Origin of the sequence: Enterobacter cloacae complex sp. P1B (assembly GCF_014982345.1) — a bacterium.
Lineage (GTDB): Bacteria > Pseudomonadota > Gammaproteobacteria > Enterobacterales > Enterobacteriaceae > Enterobacter > Enterobacter bugandensis.
The window spans coordinates 176,700-191,238 of sequence record NZ_JADCLF010000013.1 but is presented as its reverse complement, the minus strand read 5'-3'; the positions used below and the strand labels follow the sequence as shown (position 1 = coordinate 191,238).

Here is a 14,539-nt window from a genome sequence, read left to right as displayed (position 1 = left end):
CATCCTAGCCATCATGACCGCTTCGTGCCATATGTGCACGTAGCTAACAACAATCTGAGTTACTAATCGGCGGACAAGGTCATCATGTATTTTCAGGACAAAGATGCCGGCAGAACCAGTCAACAACCACATTGATGACCTCGGGTTGATACCAGTGATAATCACCATGTTCGGCGCCTTCGATAAGTACGTAGTCCGCTTTATTTCCTTCGTCCAAAAGGCCTTCGTAAAGCGTTGCGCTCTGCTTTGGTGATACTAATGTATCTTTAGTGCCATGCATTATCAGGAATGGAGGTTTGCGCCCTCTAATATGTCCTATGGGGCTTGCATTTATCGCTTTCTCAGGTGTAGAAGCGATGGATGCGCCTGGAAAGTTCCTGAAAGCAACACCATTAATTAGCAGTGATTCCGTGACCGCAGGAGACTGATGCACTTTTTGACGGTGATCAGGAAAACCATCACCTATGTTACGCAGGTCTGATATTCCGTAAAGCGTGGCCACAGCCTGCACATCAGCGGACTGGCTGAGAAAATCGCCGTGTTCGAATGATTTATCGCCATTTGTGGTACCCAGCATCTGAGCCAGCCATCCTCCAGCAGAATCGCCAAATACACCAATTCGTGAGGGGTCAATACCATAATCGGGGGCATGTTGACGAAGGTATCTTACTGCTGCTTTAGCATCTACTATTGGTGCAGGGAAGGTATCCGGGATTGTCCTATATTCTGCCGCAGCAACAACAAAGCCAGCCTCCGCCAGGGCCATACGCATTTCCATAAATTTGTTGTGCTCAGCCGTCATAAATCCTCCTCCAGGAAAATAGATGATGGCTGGTTTCAAAAAACTGGTACGAGGCACCAGAAAAGACATGTGTAAATGCCTGACCGAGCGAGTGCTTTTAACTGTCTCATAAACAACATCGCTGATGTTATCTATCGGGTTACGCGTCATAGCGACCTGAATAATTTCTGCTCCATGAACATAACCGGGAAGATTGTAATGATCAGAAGATACTGCGCCAGTTTGTTTAGAAATCATAAAAAGCTTCCATTGAAAACAGATCTCCGAAGAATCGAATCCTCTATAACTATATCATCCCGTACGAGTCTAGTGAGATCGGTTCTTTCCCTGTATAACTAATATAAATATTCATTCTCAAGACTTATCCATGCAAGTACAGTATTTGTGACAAATCCTGGGAAGTGATGTTTTTTCATTCAGAAACAGTTACGTCATTGGATTGCTGTTATTTTTGTTATATTTTAACCTGTCTTCACGAAATCGATCCGCATTTTCGACGATCCAGGTCCATAGCGGAATCATACGAACAAGCAGTTCCATACCAGTATCAGACAGCTCGTATTCGACTCGTGGTGGAACTTCATTGAAATCATGGCGGATAACAAGGCCGTCCCGCTCAAGTTGTCGTAATGTGCGCGTCAGCATGCGCTGAGTCACTCCGTGCATACGCCTACCAATCTCAGCATGGCGTAGTCTTCCATACACGCCAAGAGTGTTGATAACACCCAATGACCAGCGACTTCCTGCATGGGTCAGCACTTCCCGCCGCAAGCCATCATCATCGTCTCTCAGCCCCTTACAAACAGCCTGCGAATACTGAAGAATCTCGTCCCGATCCATTTCACTGACTCCCGGTATCATACATGTACCTTCTTTTTTAGCCTGTTGTGAATTGCTAGAGTGGCGCAACAATTCATGTAAGGCCAGATTATGAACAAAATTGATCTTAACACTACGTCTGAAAATATCCTCGTGCTCGGTGCCGGTGAGCTGGGCCTCCCCGTTCTGCGAAATCTTGCCCTTCGGGCAAAAGATTTGAAGGGAACAAAAATCAGCGTGCTGTTGCGCGAAAGTACCTTAACTTCAGATGAACATGGAAAAAAATTAGTTCTCAAGGAAATCAGAAACCTCGGTATTAATATTGTCACAGGTGATCTCGTCATGAGTTCTGTCGACGATTTGGCCAGCCTCTTTGCGCAATTTGACACAGTCGTTGGCTGCACGGGGTACGCGGCTGGAATAAATACACCGATGAAACTGGCGCAGGCGGCTCTGCAGGCGCGGATTCCACGATATTTTCCATGGCAGTTTGGTGCCGATTTTGATGCCATCGGACGCGGCAGTCCACAAGACATCTTCGACGCGCAGATTGACGTGCGTGATTTACTACGCAGCCAGCATGAAACCGAGTGGGTCATCATTTCGACCGGCATCTTCATGAGCTATTTGTTCGAACCAGACTTCGGTGTGGTCGATCTACAGAACGATACTGTTCACGCACTCGGCAGTATTGACAACACCATGACGCTGACAACACCGGATGATATCGGGATGCTAACGGCAGCGATTGTATTTAACACTCCTCGCATTCGGAACGAAATTGTATATATCGCCGGTGATACACTGACCTACGCAGATGTGGCAGATAAGCTGCAATCAGCGCTTGGCCGTCCTTTCAGCTGCACGGAATGGAGCGAACAACATCTGATGGATAAACTGGCGCTCAACCCGCAAGACATGATGTCTAAGTATCGTGCCGTTTTTGCACAGGGGCGGGGAGTTGCTTGGGATAAAAAGCAGACATTCAATGAACGCCATAACATTCCAGTTACCGATGTGGCAGCCTGGATTAATGCAAACCTGATCCCAGGCAACTCATGATAGACGTATTTAGGCTGCTGTAATAAATACCAGAGTCTTTCTCCTGCCTACCCGAATAGGTGATGAGAAAGACTCTGTTCCCCCTGTTGGCACTGATAGTAAAGCGGTTAAGCTGTGTGAGCTGAAAACCGGCTCTCCGGTAAACCGGGGAATACGGCTGATTTCGCTCTTAGCAGCGCTCCATCATGCCTTGACGGCACAGAAAGACCCACGCTGGCACTAGTACAATACAGCGTTGTGAATTCTTCTCCCGCGAGTGTCGGGCAAGTGCTCTGAATTCCTGGGGAGGGCAGGATACGATCCGTCGTTCCGTCCGGACGATAACGTACAACACGGCTTCCTCCCCATTCGGCATTCCAGATATAGCCCATTGCGTCCACGCAGGAGCCGTCAGGCGCCCCCTTTCCCTCTGTTGCAGTGAACACACGCTGGTTATTCATAGTGGGATAATCACAGCACAATATACGGCCCTGCATCGAGTCACAGTAATACATCGTGCTGCCGTCCGGACTGAAGCAGATGCTGTTCGGGATGGACACCTCAGGCAGGGGTAGCGTTTCAATGCTGAGTGTCGCTGCATTTAGCCTGTGAAATTTTCCGATGACTTTCGCGGGGTACCCGTCATCCATGGTCCCGAAGACGAAATTACCCTCACGGTCGCACCGACCATCCCCTGTCCGTGTTCCCGGCCCTCCCGGTGACCCCACTACCGGTGTAAAGATACCCGTATTCAGATCGCAGAAGGCGAATCTGGACGCCAGCCCCATCAGTAAAACGTCAGAATTTTCAGTAAGTGCAAACGATCCGAGGCGCTCAGGCAGCGACCAGCGCATCACAACACCGGTGTCTTCTTCAAGGGCAAGCAGCTCGCTGCCTTCAATGTCAGTCCAATAAATCCTGCGAGTCCTCTCGCACCAGATTGGGCACTCTCCAAGCAAATTTCTGGTATCAGCAGCCACTGAAAACATGTTATTTCTCCCGCATATAAAAGTTTCGCATCGCCTGAACAATAGCTTACGGCCATCTGCACTATGGCAGAGCGCCGTAAGGAGCATTCCCCACCCTGTCAGGGCAAAAAACGCGCTGAAAGTTTGTCACCAAAAAGCATGATGGCGAGTCCTGCCAGCATGACCAGCATGCCCCCCAGTTTGAGCAGCGAAACCGGTCGCCTAACAGCACCCAGCAGACCGAAATGGTCAATCATTTGCGACGAGAGTAACTGCCCAACGATTGCCAGCCCTAGCAGAGCTGAAAAACCGATTTTCGGTGCCAGCACCACGTAGCTGAATAACGCACAGGCACCGATCAGACCGCCCGCCAGACTCCACGCAGGCTGCGAAGGAATAGCAGCGAGAGAGGTAAATAACCCTCCACGAAGCAGCGAGTAAATCCCGAGACTCAACGCCCCGGCCGTAAATGAGAAGAATGCGGCGGTGACCGGGTCCCCCCCGAGTCCTTTTGCGAGCTGACTGTTCAGGGTCGTCTGCAGAGTAATACCAAGACCCGCTGCAAAAGCTATTACGTAATAAATCGCGCTCATGCTGTTTTTCCCTGTCAGTTTGCCTGTACCAGCGGCAGAAATTTCTCCGCAAAGATGTCCGGCTCATACCCGGCGGCAGCAAAAAGGTGTTCGCGTGATTCATCGATGGCTGCACGAAGACGCTCGCTGTCCACGCCCAGAACTTTACCGTTCTTCTTGACGATGCGCCCACCAATCATAACGGTATCGATGTTGCTGCGTTCAGTTGCATGCACCACCGTCCCGAAAGCATTCCCGTTCGGGTAGAGATTGAGATCAGCAGCATTAATCAGGATCAGGTCGGCCTGTTTTCCTGGCGTCAGGCTACCCACTTTATCCTGTAGCCCGGCACAGGTCGCACCATCGATGGTCGCCGACTTCAGCAGCTGCGCTGCCGGGAGCGTTATTAATGAATGCCCTGAATCACAGCAGTGCTGCTTATGCATACCCATTACCCGCTGCAGATAGAACGCCACGCGCATTTCCATAAACATATCTGTGCTGTAAGACGTTTCGTTATCCACGCTCAGGCCGGGATTGATGCCATGGCGCTGTGCGGCCTCAATGGCAAATATCCCGCTTTCAATGCCATAGTGCGAATCTGAGCGCGGGCAGACGTTCACCCGGACACCGGCTTCTCGCAGGATTTCCCAGCCTTCATCAGGCAGTGCCGTGCAGTGGTTGAATATATTGTCCGGGCCAAGCAGACCCTGCTGATGCAGTGATTTAAGCTCTGAAGCCATTTCAGCACCAAAGAATTCGGTCACGATCGGCAACCCCAGCCTGCGCGCTTCAGCCCATAATTCTGGCTCCAGCTGAGCCATAACCCCCAAAGTTACAAGACCCTCTGGGTTATCCCTGAAATACTTTTCCTGCAGACGCTGCCAGTTACCTGGCCAGTGTGCACGATCCCATTCACCCGCAACCGGTGCACCGGAAGCATGAATGGCGCGAATGCCGCTATCAAGCAGAGCCTCGACTGCAGCGTCGGAATGCGCTGCGGTACGGCTGTTATGCGAGTTATCGATCATCGTAGTGATACCCGCGTCAATCGCGCCCAGCGCCGTCAGCAGGTTGCCGACATAGATATCTTCAGGACGGTAATATTTAGCGAACGAAAAGTGCGTGGCGTTGCTGTAGTCGTCCAGACAGGTGGCGTTGGGGTTGATGCGGCGTAGCTGACCTTCCCAGGCGTGACGATGAGAATCAACCATCCCAGGCATGGCAATCATATTTTTGGCATCAATAACACGAGCACCTGGTGCGTCAAGGTTCTGACCAACGGCGGTAATGATTGAGCCGTTGATGAGAATGTCACCGCGCTCAATATTACCGACGCTATCGTCCATACTCAGTATGGTTGCGCCGCGAATCAGCGTTACCGGCGGGTTTTCCGTCTGTTTCTTAACAATATTTCTGTTGTAATTGGTCATTGTAATCGTCTCTTTCAGATTAAGAAGGAAAACGATACGCCTCCCGATTAAGATGAAAAAGATGACTAACGTGTTTTCATAATTCAGAATTAACGAATAATAATGGTTAACAACGTTACACGATATTCAGGAGAGCAGTCAGGTGGATCGCATTCAGGCTATGCAGGTTTTTTTAAGGGTGGCTGAAGCCGGAAGCTTTGTCAGGGCAGCGGAAACACTGTCCCTGCCTTCCTCTACTGTTACCAGCACCATCAAAAACCTGGAGAAATATCTGCAGGTGCGTCTGCTCAACCGGACCACAAGGAGGGTCAGCCTTACGTCTGAAGGTCTGCAATACCTGGCGCAATGCAGGGAAATCCTTGCCTTAATTGAACATACTGAAGCCAGTCTGGCTGATTCGAACAAGCGCCCCCGGGGCCGCTTACGCGTTGATATGCCCGGCGGTATAGCCCATTTCATCGTTATGCCAAATCTGAAAGAATTCTACAGCCGGTATCCTGATATTTACCTGATGATCGGTGTCAGTGACCGGCAAGTTGATCTGGTTCAGGAGGGTGTGGATTGCGTGATCAGAACCGGAGAGTTGCTTAGCTCAACACTTGTTGCCCGTCCGCTTGGGCAGTTCCGCTGGATCACCTGTGCCTCTCCCGAATATCTCAGAAAGTATGGTATTCCACAGTCACCTCAGGATTTATCTCATCACAGGGCTATTCATTATTTTTCAGGGCAAAACCGACGTACAGACGAATTGCGTTTTGTACAGGGAACAGAAACGCTGTCTGTATCCGTCAGCGGGCAGGCAGCCGTCAATGAGACGGGACTCTATATAAAAATGTGCCTCGAAGGGTTCGGACTGGCGCAGCTTGCTGAAAACGTTGTAGCAGAACACCTGCAAAAAGGAACGCTGGTTGAAGTCCTAGCCGACTGGCAGCCGTCGTCTGTTCCTGTCACTTTGCTTTATCCCCATCAGCGTTTTCTTTCACCCGCCGTACGCGCATTTGCAGACTGGGTAGATGAAATCTTTAGTTGATATGTTTGTTACAGCCACCCGGAGCACATTAAAAGTCAGCAGTATTCAGGATACCTGGCAGGACGGCAGGCTTTGCTTCGCGGATGCGTCCATTCCGGAACGGCGGTTTCACCGGTAAAGAGCTGTACCCAAAAATTCAATTCTCCGTTTTAAAAGTAACGCCTCCGGCTAAGAACGCCAGCCGCATCCGGGGCCTCTTTTAACTGAAATGTCTGAGTAAAATATCTTCAAGGATGTGAAAAACGGTCCTGATGCGTTGCGGTACAAGGGTCTGATAGGGCCGGTAAAGATAAAGCTGCCAGGTTTCCAGTTTTAGTTCCGGTAAAACATTCACCAGCCTGCCGTCTTCGAGATATTCCCTGCAGGCCAGATTACTCGACTGGATCACTACTTTACCGGCTAATGCAGCCTGAATCTCAGACTGGGAGTCGGTAGTAATAAATTCAAGATGTCGTGGTACAAAAGTATCTACGCCATCGAGCATATATTCGAATACTTTGCCGGTTTCAGGATTCAACAGGCCACTGAAAGGATAGCGCTGACGCAGATCGTCGAAATTTTCCGGCGCACCCAGCCTCTCAATGAGCCCGGGTGATGCCATCAGCGCGTGATGAACAAGCGTAATGGGCCTGATAATAAAGTTCGGATTTGGCTCCCGCTCAATACGGATCCCCATGTCAATGCGGTTCTGAACAGTATCCAGCTTCATCATGTCCAGCCGCCAGTCTATAAACAGCTCAGGATAAGGACGAAGCGCATTCAGAAGCTCATAGAGTACCTGTTCGTGCCCGGGAAAGCGAAACAGGGTGATCCTCACAATCCCCTTCATCTCGTTGTCATCTCTGGCCGTCTGAAACAGGGCCTCTGAATCCTCAAGCAAACGAATGGCCCCCGGCAGGAAGAGCTCACCAAAGCTGGTCAGCACAATAGATCGGGTATTCCGCTTAAAAAGTGGCTCGCCGAGCTGATTTTCCAGTTCAGCAATAGTACGCGTCACCACTGAAGGAGAAATGGCCAGTCTGACCGCTGCTTCACGAAAATTCATCGTTTCTGCAGCGGCAACAAAAAATTTCAGCGCATCTAGTTTATTCATGATTGTTGTTTTTTTAGCAATTCTGACTTTCAAAATTAACAATTTTTAAGCAACAAATCCAGCCATATACTTAACCGCTCTAAAACATCACTGCGTTAAGAAAAGTCAGGATTCACTATGAAAATGAGAAGGTTGGGGAGCCAGGGGCTTGTCGTATCGGAAATGGGACTGGGGTGCATGGGCATGGATCATGGCTATGGCTATTCAGTTGACATCCGTGAACGAACAAAACTGATTGATAAGGCTGTGGAGCTGGGTTGCAACCTGTTCGACACTGCCCCTATTTACGGATTTGAAAATGAAGAACTTCTGGGTATTGCGCTCAAAAAACACCGGGACAGCGTCGTCATCGCGACCAAGTTCGGCGTAACCGGGATGGAAACTATTGATGGTCAACTGGTGCCAGTGTTAGACAGCAGTCCGGCGTCTGTCAGAAAGCAACTGGAAGGTTCACTCAGTCGCCTTCAAACCGACCATATCGACCTGTTTTATCAGCATCGCGTTGATCCAAAAGTTGAGCCGGAAGTCGTGGCGGGATTAATGAAAGAGCTGATCGCCGAAGGCAAAATAAAGTACTGGGGCCTATCCAATGCGCCAGCGTCTTACATACGGCGTGCCCATGCAGTCTGCCCGGTTACCGCAGTTGAAGATCAGTATTCGATGATGTGGCGTAAGCCTGAGCAGGATCTGTTTAAAGTCTGCGATGAACTTGATATTGGCTTTATGGCATACAGCCCGCTGGGTAATGGATTCCTGAGTGGTCAGGTGACAGTTAATACCACCTACGGGGAAGGCGATTACCGGGGCATGATGGGGCGCTTTAAACCTGAGGTTATGGAAAATAACCAGTCACTTCTTAATCTAATCGCTGACATTGCCGAAAGAAACAACGCAACTTCGGCACAGGTTGTGCTCGCATGGGAACTGGCTCAGAAGCCTTATATCGTGCCGATCCCGGGAACTACGAAATTACACCGGCTGGAAGAGAATTTTCAGGCTGCAAATGTTCAGCTCAGTGATGCCGAATTAAATGACATCAATGAAGCTTTATCCAAGATTCAAATTGACGAAACATTCTTTTAAAAATAAGAGATCGAAATGAAAACAACTGTATTTGTTACCCATCCCAACATTCATCTGTCCCGTGTTAACTCGGCGCTGGCAAATAGTGCAGCTTCACTGCCCGATATTAATGTACGTTATCTGTATGACATGTATCCGGATGGTAAAATCGACGTGGCCGCTGAACAGGCTGCGCTGGAAAATACCGATCGTATTGTGCTGCAGTTCCCGATGCAGTGGTACAGCACGCCGCCACTTCTCAAGCAGTGGCTTGATGATGTACTGACCTACGGCTGGTCACATGGTGGCGAAACACAGGCGCTGCATGGCAAGCAACTCATGCTGGCAGTTTCGCTCGGTGGTGCTGAGTCTGCGTATCAGCCTGATGGAGCAGCCGGTCATACGGTTAGCGAATATCTGCTGTCCTTTGAAACAATCTCCGGGTATCTGGGTATGCATTATCTCAAGCCTTTCATTACCGGCGGAAGTGCGACGATCACCGACGGGGAAATTGCGGCACAGGCTGAACGCTACAAAACGGTATTAGTCTGATTAGCATCATGCATTCTTTCGATTATTAAAACGCTCTGATGTGCTGGTTGTCGCTGAGGATTATAATTGTGGCAACCTGCACAACTATGGCTGCTGATGGCTGTTGTTACTGCCCTCAGCAAACACAAGATACCTGCCCCTACGCTTTGCCTTTCCGAGATAAAGGGGTGAAGATATCTGCTCCCCGTTGATTGACACAGAACGCTATTTGCAATGTTCGCTCCTCGCTCAAAGCGGACCAGTTCATCTCTATGCCCTCCCATCAGCCTTCATTCGCTCATATTTGGCTTTCAGGAGCTCCGCCGGCGTAGGTCCATTCGGCGATACTGGCGAGGCAAACGTCCGACAAACAAGCGTTGCAGTACTGCTGCTGTCAACTTAATCTTTCGTTTTATTGGCCTCAACATGTACGTTAACATTAAGGCGTTTTGCTTCCATGGTGATCATCTTTTGGGCAAGAACCATATCGCCACCATGTACTTGATCTATCAAATATTGAATAATAGTCATCATCAAAAAATCTTTATTAGCCGGATAAAAGTCGCTCAAGTCAATCCCGTGATCCTGCAACTGCTGATGCGCAGCTCTCTCCGTCTCAGCAACAATCTCGGCTACCCTAGCCTGCATCTTGTCTATCTGCTCAAAGACAATACGGTTTACGATTTCGATTTGTTCTGGCTTTAAGTCCTTTTCCATCATTACCTCTCATAAAGTCTGTCGCTTAGAAAATTTACATAATGAAAAACATAATATAAGAATAGGAAGAAAACCTTCAAATCGTTATGCGATCAGTGTCTTACGTGCTCACGCCTGAAACCCCTTTCCTCTTGCCAGGTTAATTCTGTCAACACATTCCCTTAATGCTTTGACTTGCTCCGGAGAGAGCTCAGATTCATCAATTGTGGCCAGAAGTGCATTGAGGGAGCGCTCAATATCGTTTTTAGTCAATCGTAAACAGATAACCTTAACCCAACGTGGCGAGAACTTGCTGAGGCCGATTGCTCTTGTGACACGTAGTTTCATGAGATGCCTCTTAACCGCCAGTGGTGGCGATTTGAAACTCGGTTATAACACACGTGGAGAAGACTTATGTGACTATTTCGCCTTAGAAATTTCTAAGGGTCATTTAGCCAAGGTAATCAGGCTTTCAGTAAACATCTAAGTTGGTTTTCCAGCATGTCACACAAGCGCCTCGTCATTACGCGAAGCGGCATATCACGTGAAGGTAGTTTTTACGGACATACAAAGGCTGGAATGTCAGCTTTGTGCCAGAAGCAGATTTTAATACAGCTCTAAAGTCCATTATGGGAGCTATTTACATCTATCAGGCTTTAGCAAGCGGCTTCATTCTAAAACTAATACCCATACGATTAATGGCATTCATGGTGGCAATAACAATGGTAAGTTCAACCAAATCTTTTTCACCGAATACAGAAAGCGCTGCGGAATATGCTTCATCGGAAGCATGTGTTTCACTAACACGGGTAACTTCTTCCGCCCATGAGAGGGCAGCTTGCTCTATATCCGAGAATAAATAGGTAGCTTCTCGCCAGACAGGCACCAATACAATCTTTTCGACGGACATGCCACTCTTGATAAGATCGCGAGTATGTATATCTATGCAGTGTGCACAACCATTGATCTGGGAAACTCTCAAAAAAATTAAATGGATCAGTTCGGCAGGTAAACTTGTCCCAGTAGTGGCGTAATGATGGAGCGCTGCTATAGCCTTGCCACCTTTATCGGAAACTTGAAACCAGTTTGGACGCTTCATCTTATATCCCCTTTTTTGAGTTATTTAAGTAAACCTTTGTTAATAAAAAGATGCCTCACAGAATCGCTACGACTGAGTGACAGAATTTAAATTAGTACGTCTGCTCAGACGTTGTAATCTTAGCGATTTATGTCGTAGATAAAAGAGACAAAAAATGGGTAAAACGGTAGGACAATCATGGGGTACCTCGTGCAGTAAAACTGGATAACGTTTATTAAAAGCAATCCCTGAGTGCTGATAAAATCCACGGTAAAGTCCGCTTCTCGCTCATAGCGAATCATTTCTTTCCTATGCCCTTCCATCAGCCTTCATTCGCTCGTATTTAGCTTTGAGAAGCTCTGCAGGTGTCTGCCCCTTCGACGATACTGGCGCCGCCAACGCTCGACGAACAGGCGGAATCGGCTTTCCGGCCAGCACCCGCTTTTCCCACACATCCAGAATGTCGCTGGCTTCGCGCTCTAGTTCTTTGTGGCTCAACTGACCATCGGTACCACGACGACGCAGCTCGAGGCAAATGTGGTAGTAAACCGGCTTAGGCCACGGATATTGCTCGCTGCTCGGGTACCGGAACACCAGCTTACGCCACTTCCAGTACTCAGCCATGACGTCAGCGGTGGTGATCCCCAGCACGCAGCGCCCTTCCCTGCACCACTTGATGAACTGGCCTGGCGAAGGCAGGAACGGGCGATCCTGGCGACGCACCATGCGCATGCCGGCTTCGACCTGCTCCATGGTTGTGATCCCGTTTTCTTTAAAGGCCAGCACCCATTGCCGGCGGATCTCGTTCACGTCTTCCTGGCTGCGATTAACCAGGCTTGCCGGAAACGCGGCCGCCAGCTGTACGAATAACCCGTTGATAATCTGCGCCACCTGCTGCGTTTGTTCGCGTTCGGTGTACTGCTCAGGCATGTTGTGTGCCACACGGCGTGCCTGTTCCCGGTCAAAATCGCGAATACTCTCGGCAAGGTTTTTCATTCCAGCACCCCGTCAATCCAGTCGGTGTTATGCAGGTCAATGCCTCCCTGGGATAGCTTTGCCGTTCCGGTTGCGCGCAGCCGCTTGGTGGTGAGCTGATCCCACTGCTTTCGTAGACTTGAGGGGCTCAGGATGTTGTCTTTCCAGAACTCATCCCGGTTGGCCCACTGGAACAGGTCACAGATTTCGTAGTGAGTACGATTGTCCTGGACACGCATCAGCCTGATGGTGTTTGCCCATTCAGCCCAGTTGGGTTCAGATAGCGATGCGTTGACGGTGAGAAGCCTGTCGTAAATCCAGCGGGCGGCCTTGAGGTCGTCAGCGGATCCCCATGATTTACCTGCCGGGGTGTATATCCCGTCGGCAGCTTCAGGATGGCGAGAGAGAAACTTTTGAGTTTTCTGGTTTCGGGATTCGTCAGAATTCCGAGACGAGGATATTTTATTATTGTTCTTGTTATAGTCTTGGGTGTCTACCGTTTCCGGGAAGGTTTTTCCCGTTTTCGGTAACACTTTTCCCGATTTCGGGAAGGTTTTTCCCGTTTTCGGTTTGTCTAAAATCCAGGCTGAAAGGTCAGTATTTATACCGACCGTTTTCATCATGCCCTGCTTCTGACTGAAGATAATTTTGCGTTCTGCGAGTGATTTGAGCGCATCAGAAACGTGGGAATCACTCAGCCCAGTAAGCTCGGCGATCACCGTGTTCGTAACGCGGTCCTGTTTCTTGTTCCAGCCGTAGGTAAGCCAGATCACCGCCTCAAAACACTGCCATTCCCGGCCTGACATTCTCAGACGAGGCTTGAGCTGTTGGATCTCGTTAGCGACCTTGGTATACCCATTCGACAGGTCGGCCATACGACCTCCCGGTTGTTCGGTTCTGTGGGGGAAATTGATAATTTCAGCTGTGTTTGACATACTTAGCTCCGCAATTACACTCCGTTTTTGCACCTGAAAGCCGTTGGTGTTCGAGCACCGCGGCTTTCGCCTTTTTTGAAGTCTTCACATAGCCCCCAGCATAGTTGTGACCATCGCCAGCAGCGGCGCCGTAAGGTCCGGATCGACTCTGAACATTTCGAAAATCCCCTCACCTAACTCCTTCAGCTTTTCCTTCTTCGGTGCATCGAGCATCAGAGCTTGCTTCGCCTCACTCACCTCTTTCTCCAACCTGGCCATCCGGTAGGCAAACGAGTCGTTCTTTACGACACGGTCGCGATATCGAAGTGGTAATACAGACATGATCGCGGGCACCAGCTGTTCGACGTTCTTTCGGTACGATGCGGAGTCTTCTTTGTTATCCAGCCAACGGAACAGCTTCACGTTCCAGACATCGGCCTGGCCTGAAAAATCCACGCCATCGAGTTGAAGTTCTTCCGCCGCTTCTTGGATTTGAAGCGCAACTGCTACGCGCCCTTCTGCCGCTGACCACGCCCGGACTGCAGAACAAATATCGCGATGATCAATATCCTGCGTTGCAGATTCGCTTTGATGACACGGGAATATCAGTGTATTAGAGGAAGCTCTGCTACTCTGTTGAAATGAAACAGTTTGCATTGTTAGGGCTCCTGTTTAGGTAAACCGTCTGTTGGATTTGGATAGAGATCGGGGCGAAGTTCGTGAGGAGTCACGCCAGTAGCGTAGAAAATTTGAAGCACACGAGCTTGAGGCACCCGCCCGTTGTTTCTGTTCCTCCAGTGGCTAATATTCATGGGGCAAGTCGATAAAAGTTCAGCCAATTTCGCTGAGTTACCTGCGGAAGCGATAGCTTTGTTTAATGCGTCCATTTTTCTACTCCTAGAAAACACCCAACCAATTAAACATTATGTTTATATAAGTGTCAACTTTATGATTGTTGAGTTGATAAACATTTGGTTTAGAATTCTGTTATGAAAGAAAAAACTCATCAGACAGATCATCCACAAGTGCGCCGACTCAATGAGATAATTGAGCAAAAGGGCATTACTAAAGCAGACATAGCGCGCATCTGTGGTGTCAGTGCTCAGTCTGTAAACAATTGGTTCGTCCGCGGTACTATCGGCAAAAGTTCCGCAATCAAGCTTGCGGATGCTCTTGGGGTTAGTCTTGCTTGGCTTTTAGGACAAGAGGTCGATCAAAAAGATGGTCTTAAACCTGACGAACAGCGGCTTCTAGAGCTATACCGCCAATTGCCAGAAGAAGAACAACAAAACATGCTACGTGTCTTTGCGATTCGCCTAAAAGAACTCGATGAGCTATACGAGAAATACGTTAGAGGACGGATTCGTTCGAGCGAACGTAATGGCCCGTAAAATTAAGGGATTCAAAGCGTTTTGGTGGCGATATCATCTTATGATGTCATCAAAGCAAAAACGATTATGTAGTAAGTTTATATTAGTTTTTCTGATAGCTTAAAATGTATGAACCTCATCACATAAAATATAAC

Annotated in this window: 18 protein-coding genes; 5 read left to right on the top strand and 13 right to left on the bottom strand. The window is 49.0% G+C overall.

The features are described from left to right. Positions 1-82 precede the first annotated feature (82 nt). On the bottom strand, positions 83-1,039 hold the full coding sequence (locus tag INF77_RS13750) for an alpha/beta hydrolase (protein ID WP_163280264.1): 957 nt from the start codon (positions 1,037-1,039) through the stop codon (positions 83-85). A 189-nt stretch (positions 1,040-1,228) separates the two neighbouring features. Beyond that, positions 1,229-1,663 carry a helix-turn-helix domain-containing protein gene (locus INF77_RS13745; protein WP_204275541.1) on the bottom strand — a complete coding sequence of 145 codons (435 nt, stop codon included), beginning with the start codon at positions 1,661-1,663 and terminating at the stop codon, positions 1,229-1,231. Positions 1,664-1,732: 69 nt separating this feature from the next. Here INF77_RS13745 and INF77_RS13740 point away from each other — a divergent pair, with 69 nt between their 5' ends. Continuing rightward, positions 1,733-2,683 carry an aromatic alcohol reductase gene (locus INF77_RS13740; RefSeq protein ID WP_193533002.1) on the top strand — a complete coding sequence of 317 codons (951 nt, stop codon included), beginning with the start codon at positions 1,733-1,735 and terminating at the stop codon, positions 2,681-2,683. Between the two features lie 107 nt (positions 2,684-2,790). Here the strand turns inward: INF77_RS13740 and INF77_RS13735 are convergent, their stop codons facing one another. From INF77_RS13735 to INF77_RS13725, 3 genes are all read right to left on the bottom strand, one after another. Next, positions 2,791-3,651, bottom strand: coding sequence for an SMP-30/gluconolactonase/LRE family protein (locus INF77_RS13735; protein ID WP_193533001.1), 861 nt, complete (start codon positions 3,649-3,651; stop codon positions 2,791-2,793). A gap of 98 nt (positions 3,652-3,749) precedes the next feature. Further along, complete coding sequence (locus INF77_RS13730) at positions 3,750-4,223, bottom strand: DMT family transporter (protein ID WP_046622862.1); 474 nt, start codon at positions 4,221-4,223, stop codon at positions 3,750-3,752. 14 nt (positions 4,224-4,237) lie between these two features. Continuing rightward, positions 4,238-5,635 (bottom strand): amidohydrolase family protein, encoded by a 1,398-nt coding sequence (locus INF77_RS13725; RefSeq protein WP_193533000.1) that lies wholly within the window; start codon positions 5,633-5,635, stop codon positions 4,238-4,240. 142 nt (positions 5,636-5,777) lie between these two features. Between INF77_RS13725 and INF77_RS13720 the strand changes: the two genes are divergently transcribed. Beyond that, positions 5,778-6,665, top strand: a complete 888-nt coding sequence (locus INF77_RS13720) for a LysR family transcriptional regulator (RefSeq protein WP_114455272.1) — start codon at positions 5,778-5,780, stop codon at positions 6,663-6,665. Between the two features lie 199 nt (positions 6,666-6,864). Here INF77_RS13720 and INF77_RS13715 read toward each other — a convergent pair whose 3' ends face one another. Further along, positions 6,865-7,758 carry a LysR family transcriptional regulator gene (locus INF77_RS13715; RefSeq protein ID WP_193532999.1) on the bottom strand — a complete coding sequence of 298 codons (894 nt, stop codon included), beginning with the start codon at positions 7,756-7,758 and terminating at the stop codon, positions 6,865-6,867. A gap of 117 nt (positions 7,759-7,875) precedes the next feature. Between INF77_RS13715 and INF77_RS13710 the strand changes: the two genes are divergently transcribed. Both INF77_RS13710 and INF77_RS13705 read left to right on the top strand, forming a co-directional pair. Further along, positions 7,876-8,841 (top strand): aldo/keto reductase, encoded by a 966-nt coding sequence (locus INF77_RS13710; protein ID WP_193532998.1) that lies wholly within the window; start codon positions 7,876-7,878, stop codon positions 8,839-8,841. A 15-nt stretch (positions 8,842-8,856) separates the two neighbouring features. Next, positions 8,857-9,372, top strand: coding sequence for an NAD(P)H-dependent oxidoreductase (locus INF77_RS13705; RefSeq protein WP_193055889.1), 516 nt, complete (start codon positions 8,857-8,859; stop codon positions 9,370-9,372). A 378-nt stretch (positions 9,373-9,750) separates the two neighbouring features. Here the strand turns inward: INF77_RS13705 and INF77_RS13700 are convergent, their stop codons facing one another. From INF77_RS13700 to INF77_RS13670, 7 genes are all read right to left on the bottom strand, one after another. Then, entirely contained in the window at positions 9,751-10,068 is a 318-nt protein-coding gene (locus tag INF77_RS13700) for a nitroreductase (RefSeq protein ID WP_193543096.1), read from the bottom strand. Between the two features lie 108 nt (positions 10,069-10,176). Beyond that, entirely contained in the window at positions 10,177-10,395 is a 219-nt protein-coding gene (locus INF77_RS13695) for a hypothetical protein (protein ID WP_075209031.1), read from the bottom strand. A 301-nt stretch (positions 10,396-10,696) separates the two neighbouring features. Continuing rightward, a complete protein-coding gene (locus INF77_RS13690; protein ID WP_063452983.1) occupies positions 10,697-11,146 on the bottom strand; it encodes a carboxymuconolactone decarboxylase family protein in 450 nt (149 codons plus the stop codon). A gap of 288 nt (positions 11,147-11,434) precedes the next feature. Beyond that, positions 11,435-12,121 carry a replication protein P gene (locus INF77_RS13685; RefSeq protein ID WP_193533037.1) on the bottom strand — a complete coding sequence of 229 codons (687 nt, stop codon included), beginning with the start codon at positions 12,119-12,121 and terminating at the stop codon, positions 11,435-11,437. Further along, positions 12,118-13,035, bottom strand: coding sequence for a replication protein (locus INF77_RS13680; protein WP_193533036.1), 918 nt, complete (start codon positions 13,033-13,035; stop codon positions 12,118-12,120). Before INF77_RS13680 ends, INF77_RS13685 begins: the two co-directional genes overlap by 4 nt. Positions 13,036-13,119: 84 nt before the next feature. Beyond that, positions 13,120-13,671, bottom strand: coding sequence for a toxin YdaT family protein (locus INF77_RS13675; protein WP_193533035.1), 552 nt, complete (start codon positions 13,669-13,671; stop codon positions 13,120-13,122). A 2-nt stretch (positions 13,672-13,673) separates the two neighbouring features. Further along, positions 13,674-13,901, bottom strand: coding sequence for a YdaS family helix-turn-helix protein (locus tag INF77_RS13670; RefSeq protein ID WP_131634503.1), 228 nt, complete (start codon positions 13,899-13,901; stop codon positions 13,674-13,676). A gap of 102 nt (positions 13,902-14,003) precedes the next feature. On the opposite strand from INF77_RS13670, the gene INF77_RS13665 reads away from it, so the two are divergent. Beyond that, positions 14,004-14,405 (top strand): helix-turn-helix domain-containing protein, encoded by a 402-nt coding sequence (locus INF77_RS13665; RefSeq protein WP_131634502.1) that lies wholly within the window; start codon positions 14,004-14,006, stop codon positions 14,403-14,405. The last annotated feature ends 134 nt before the right edge of the window (positions 14,406-14,539 follow it).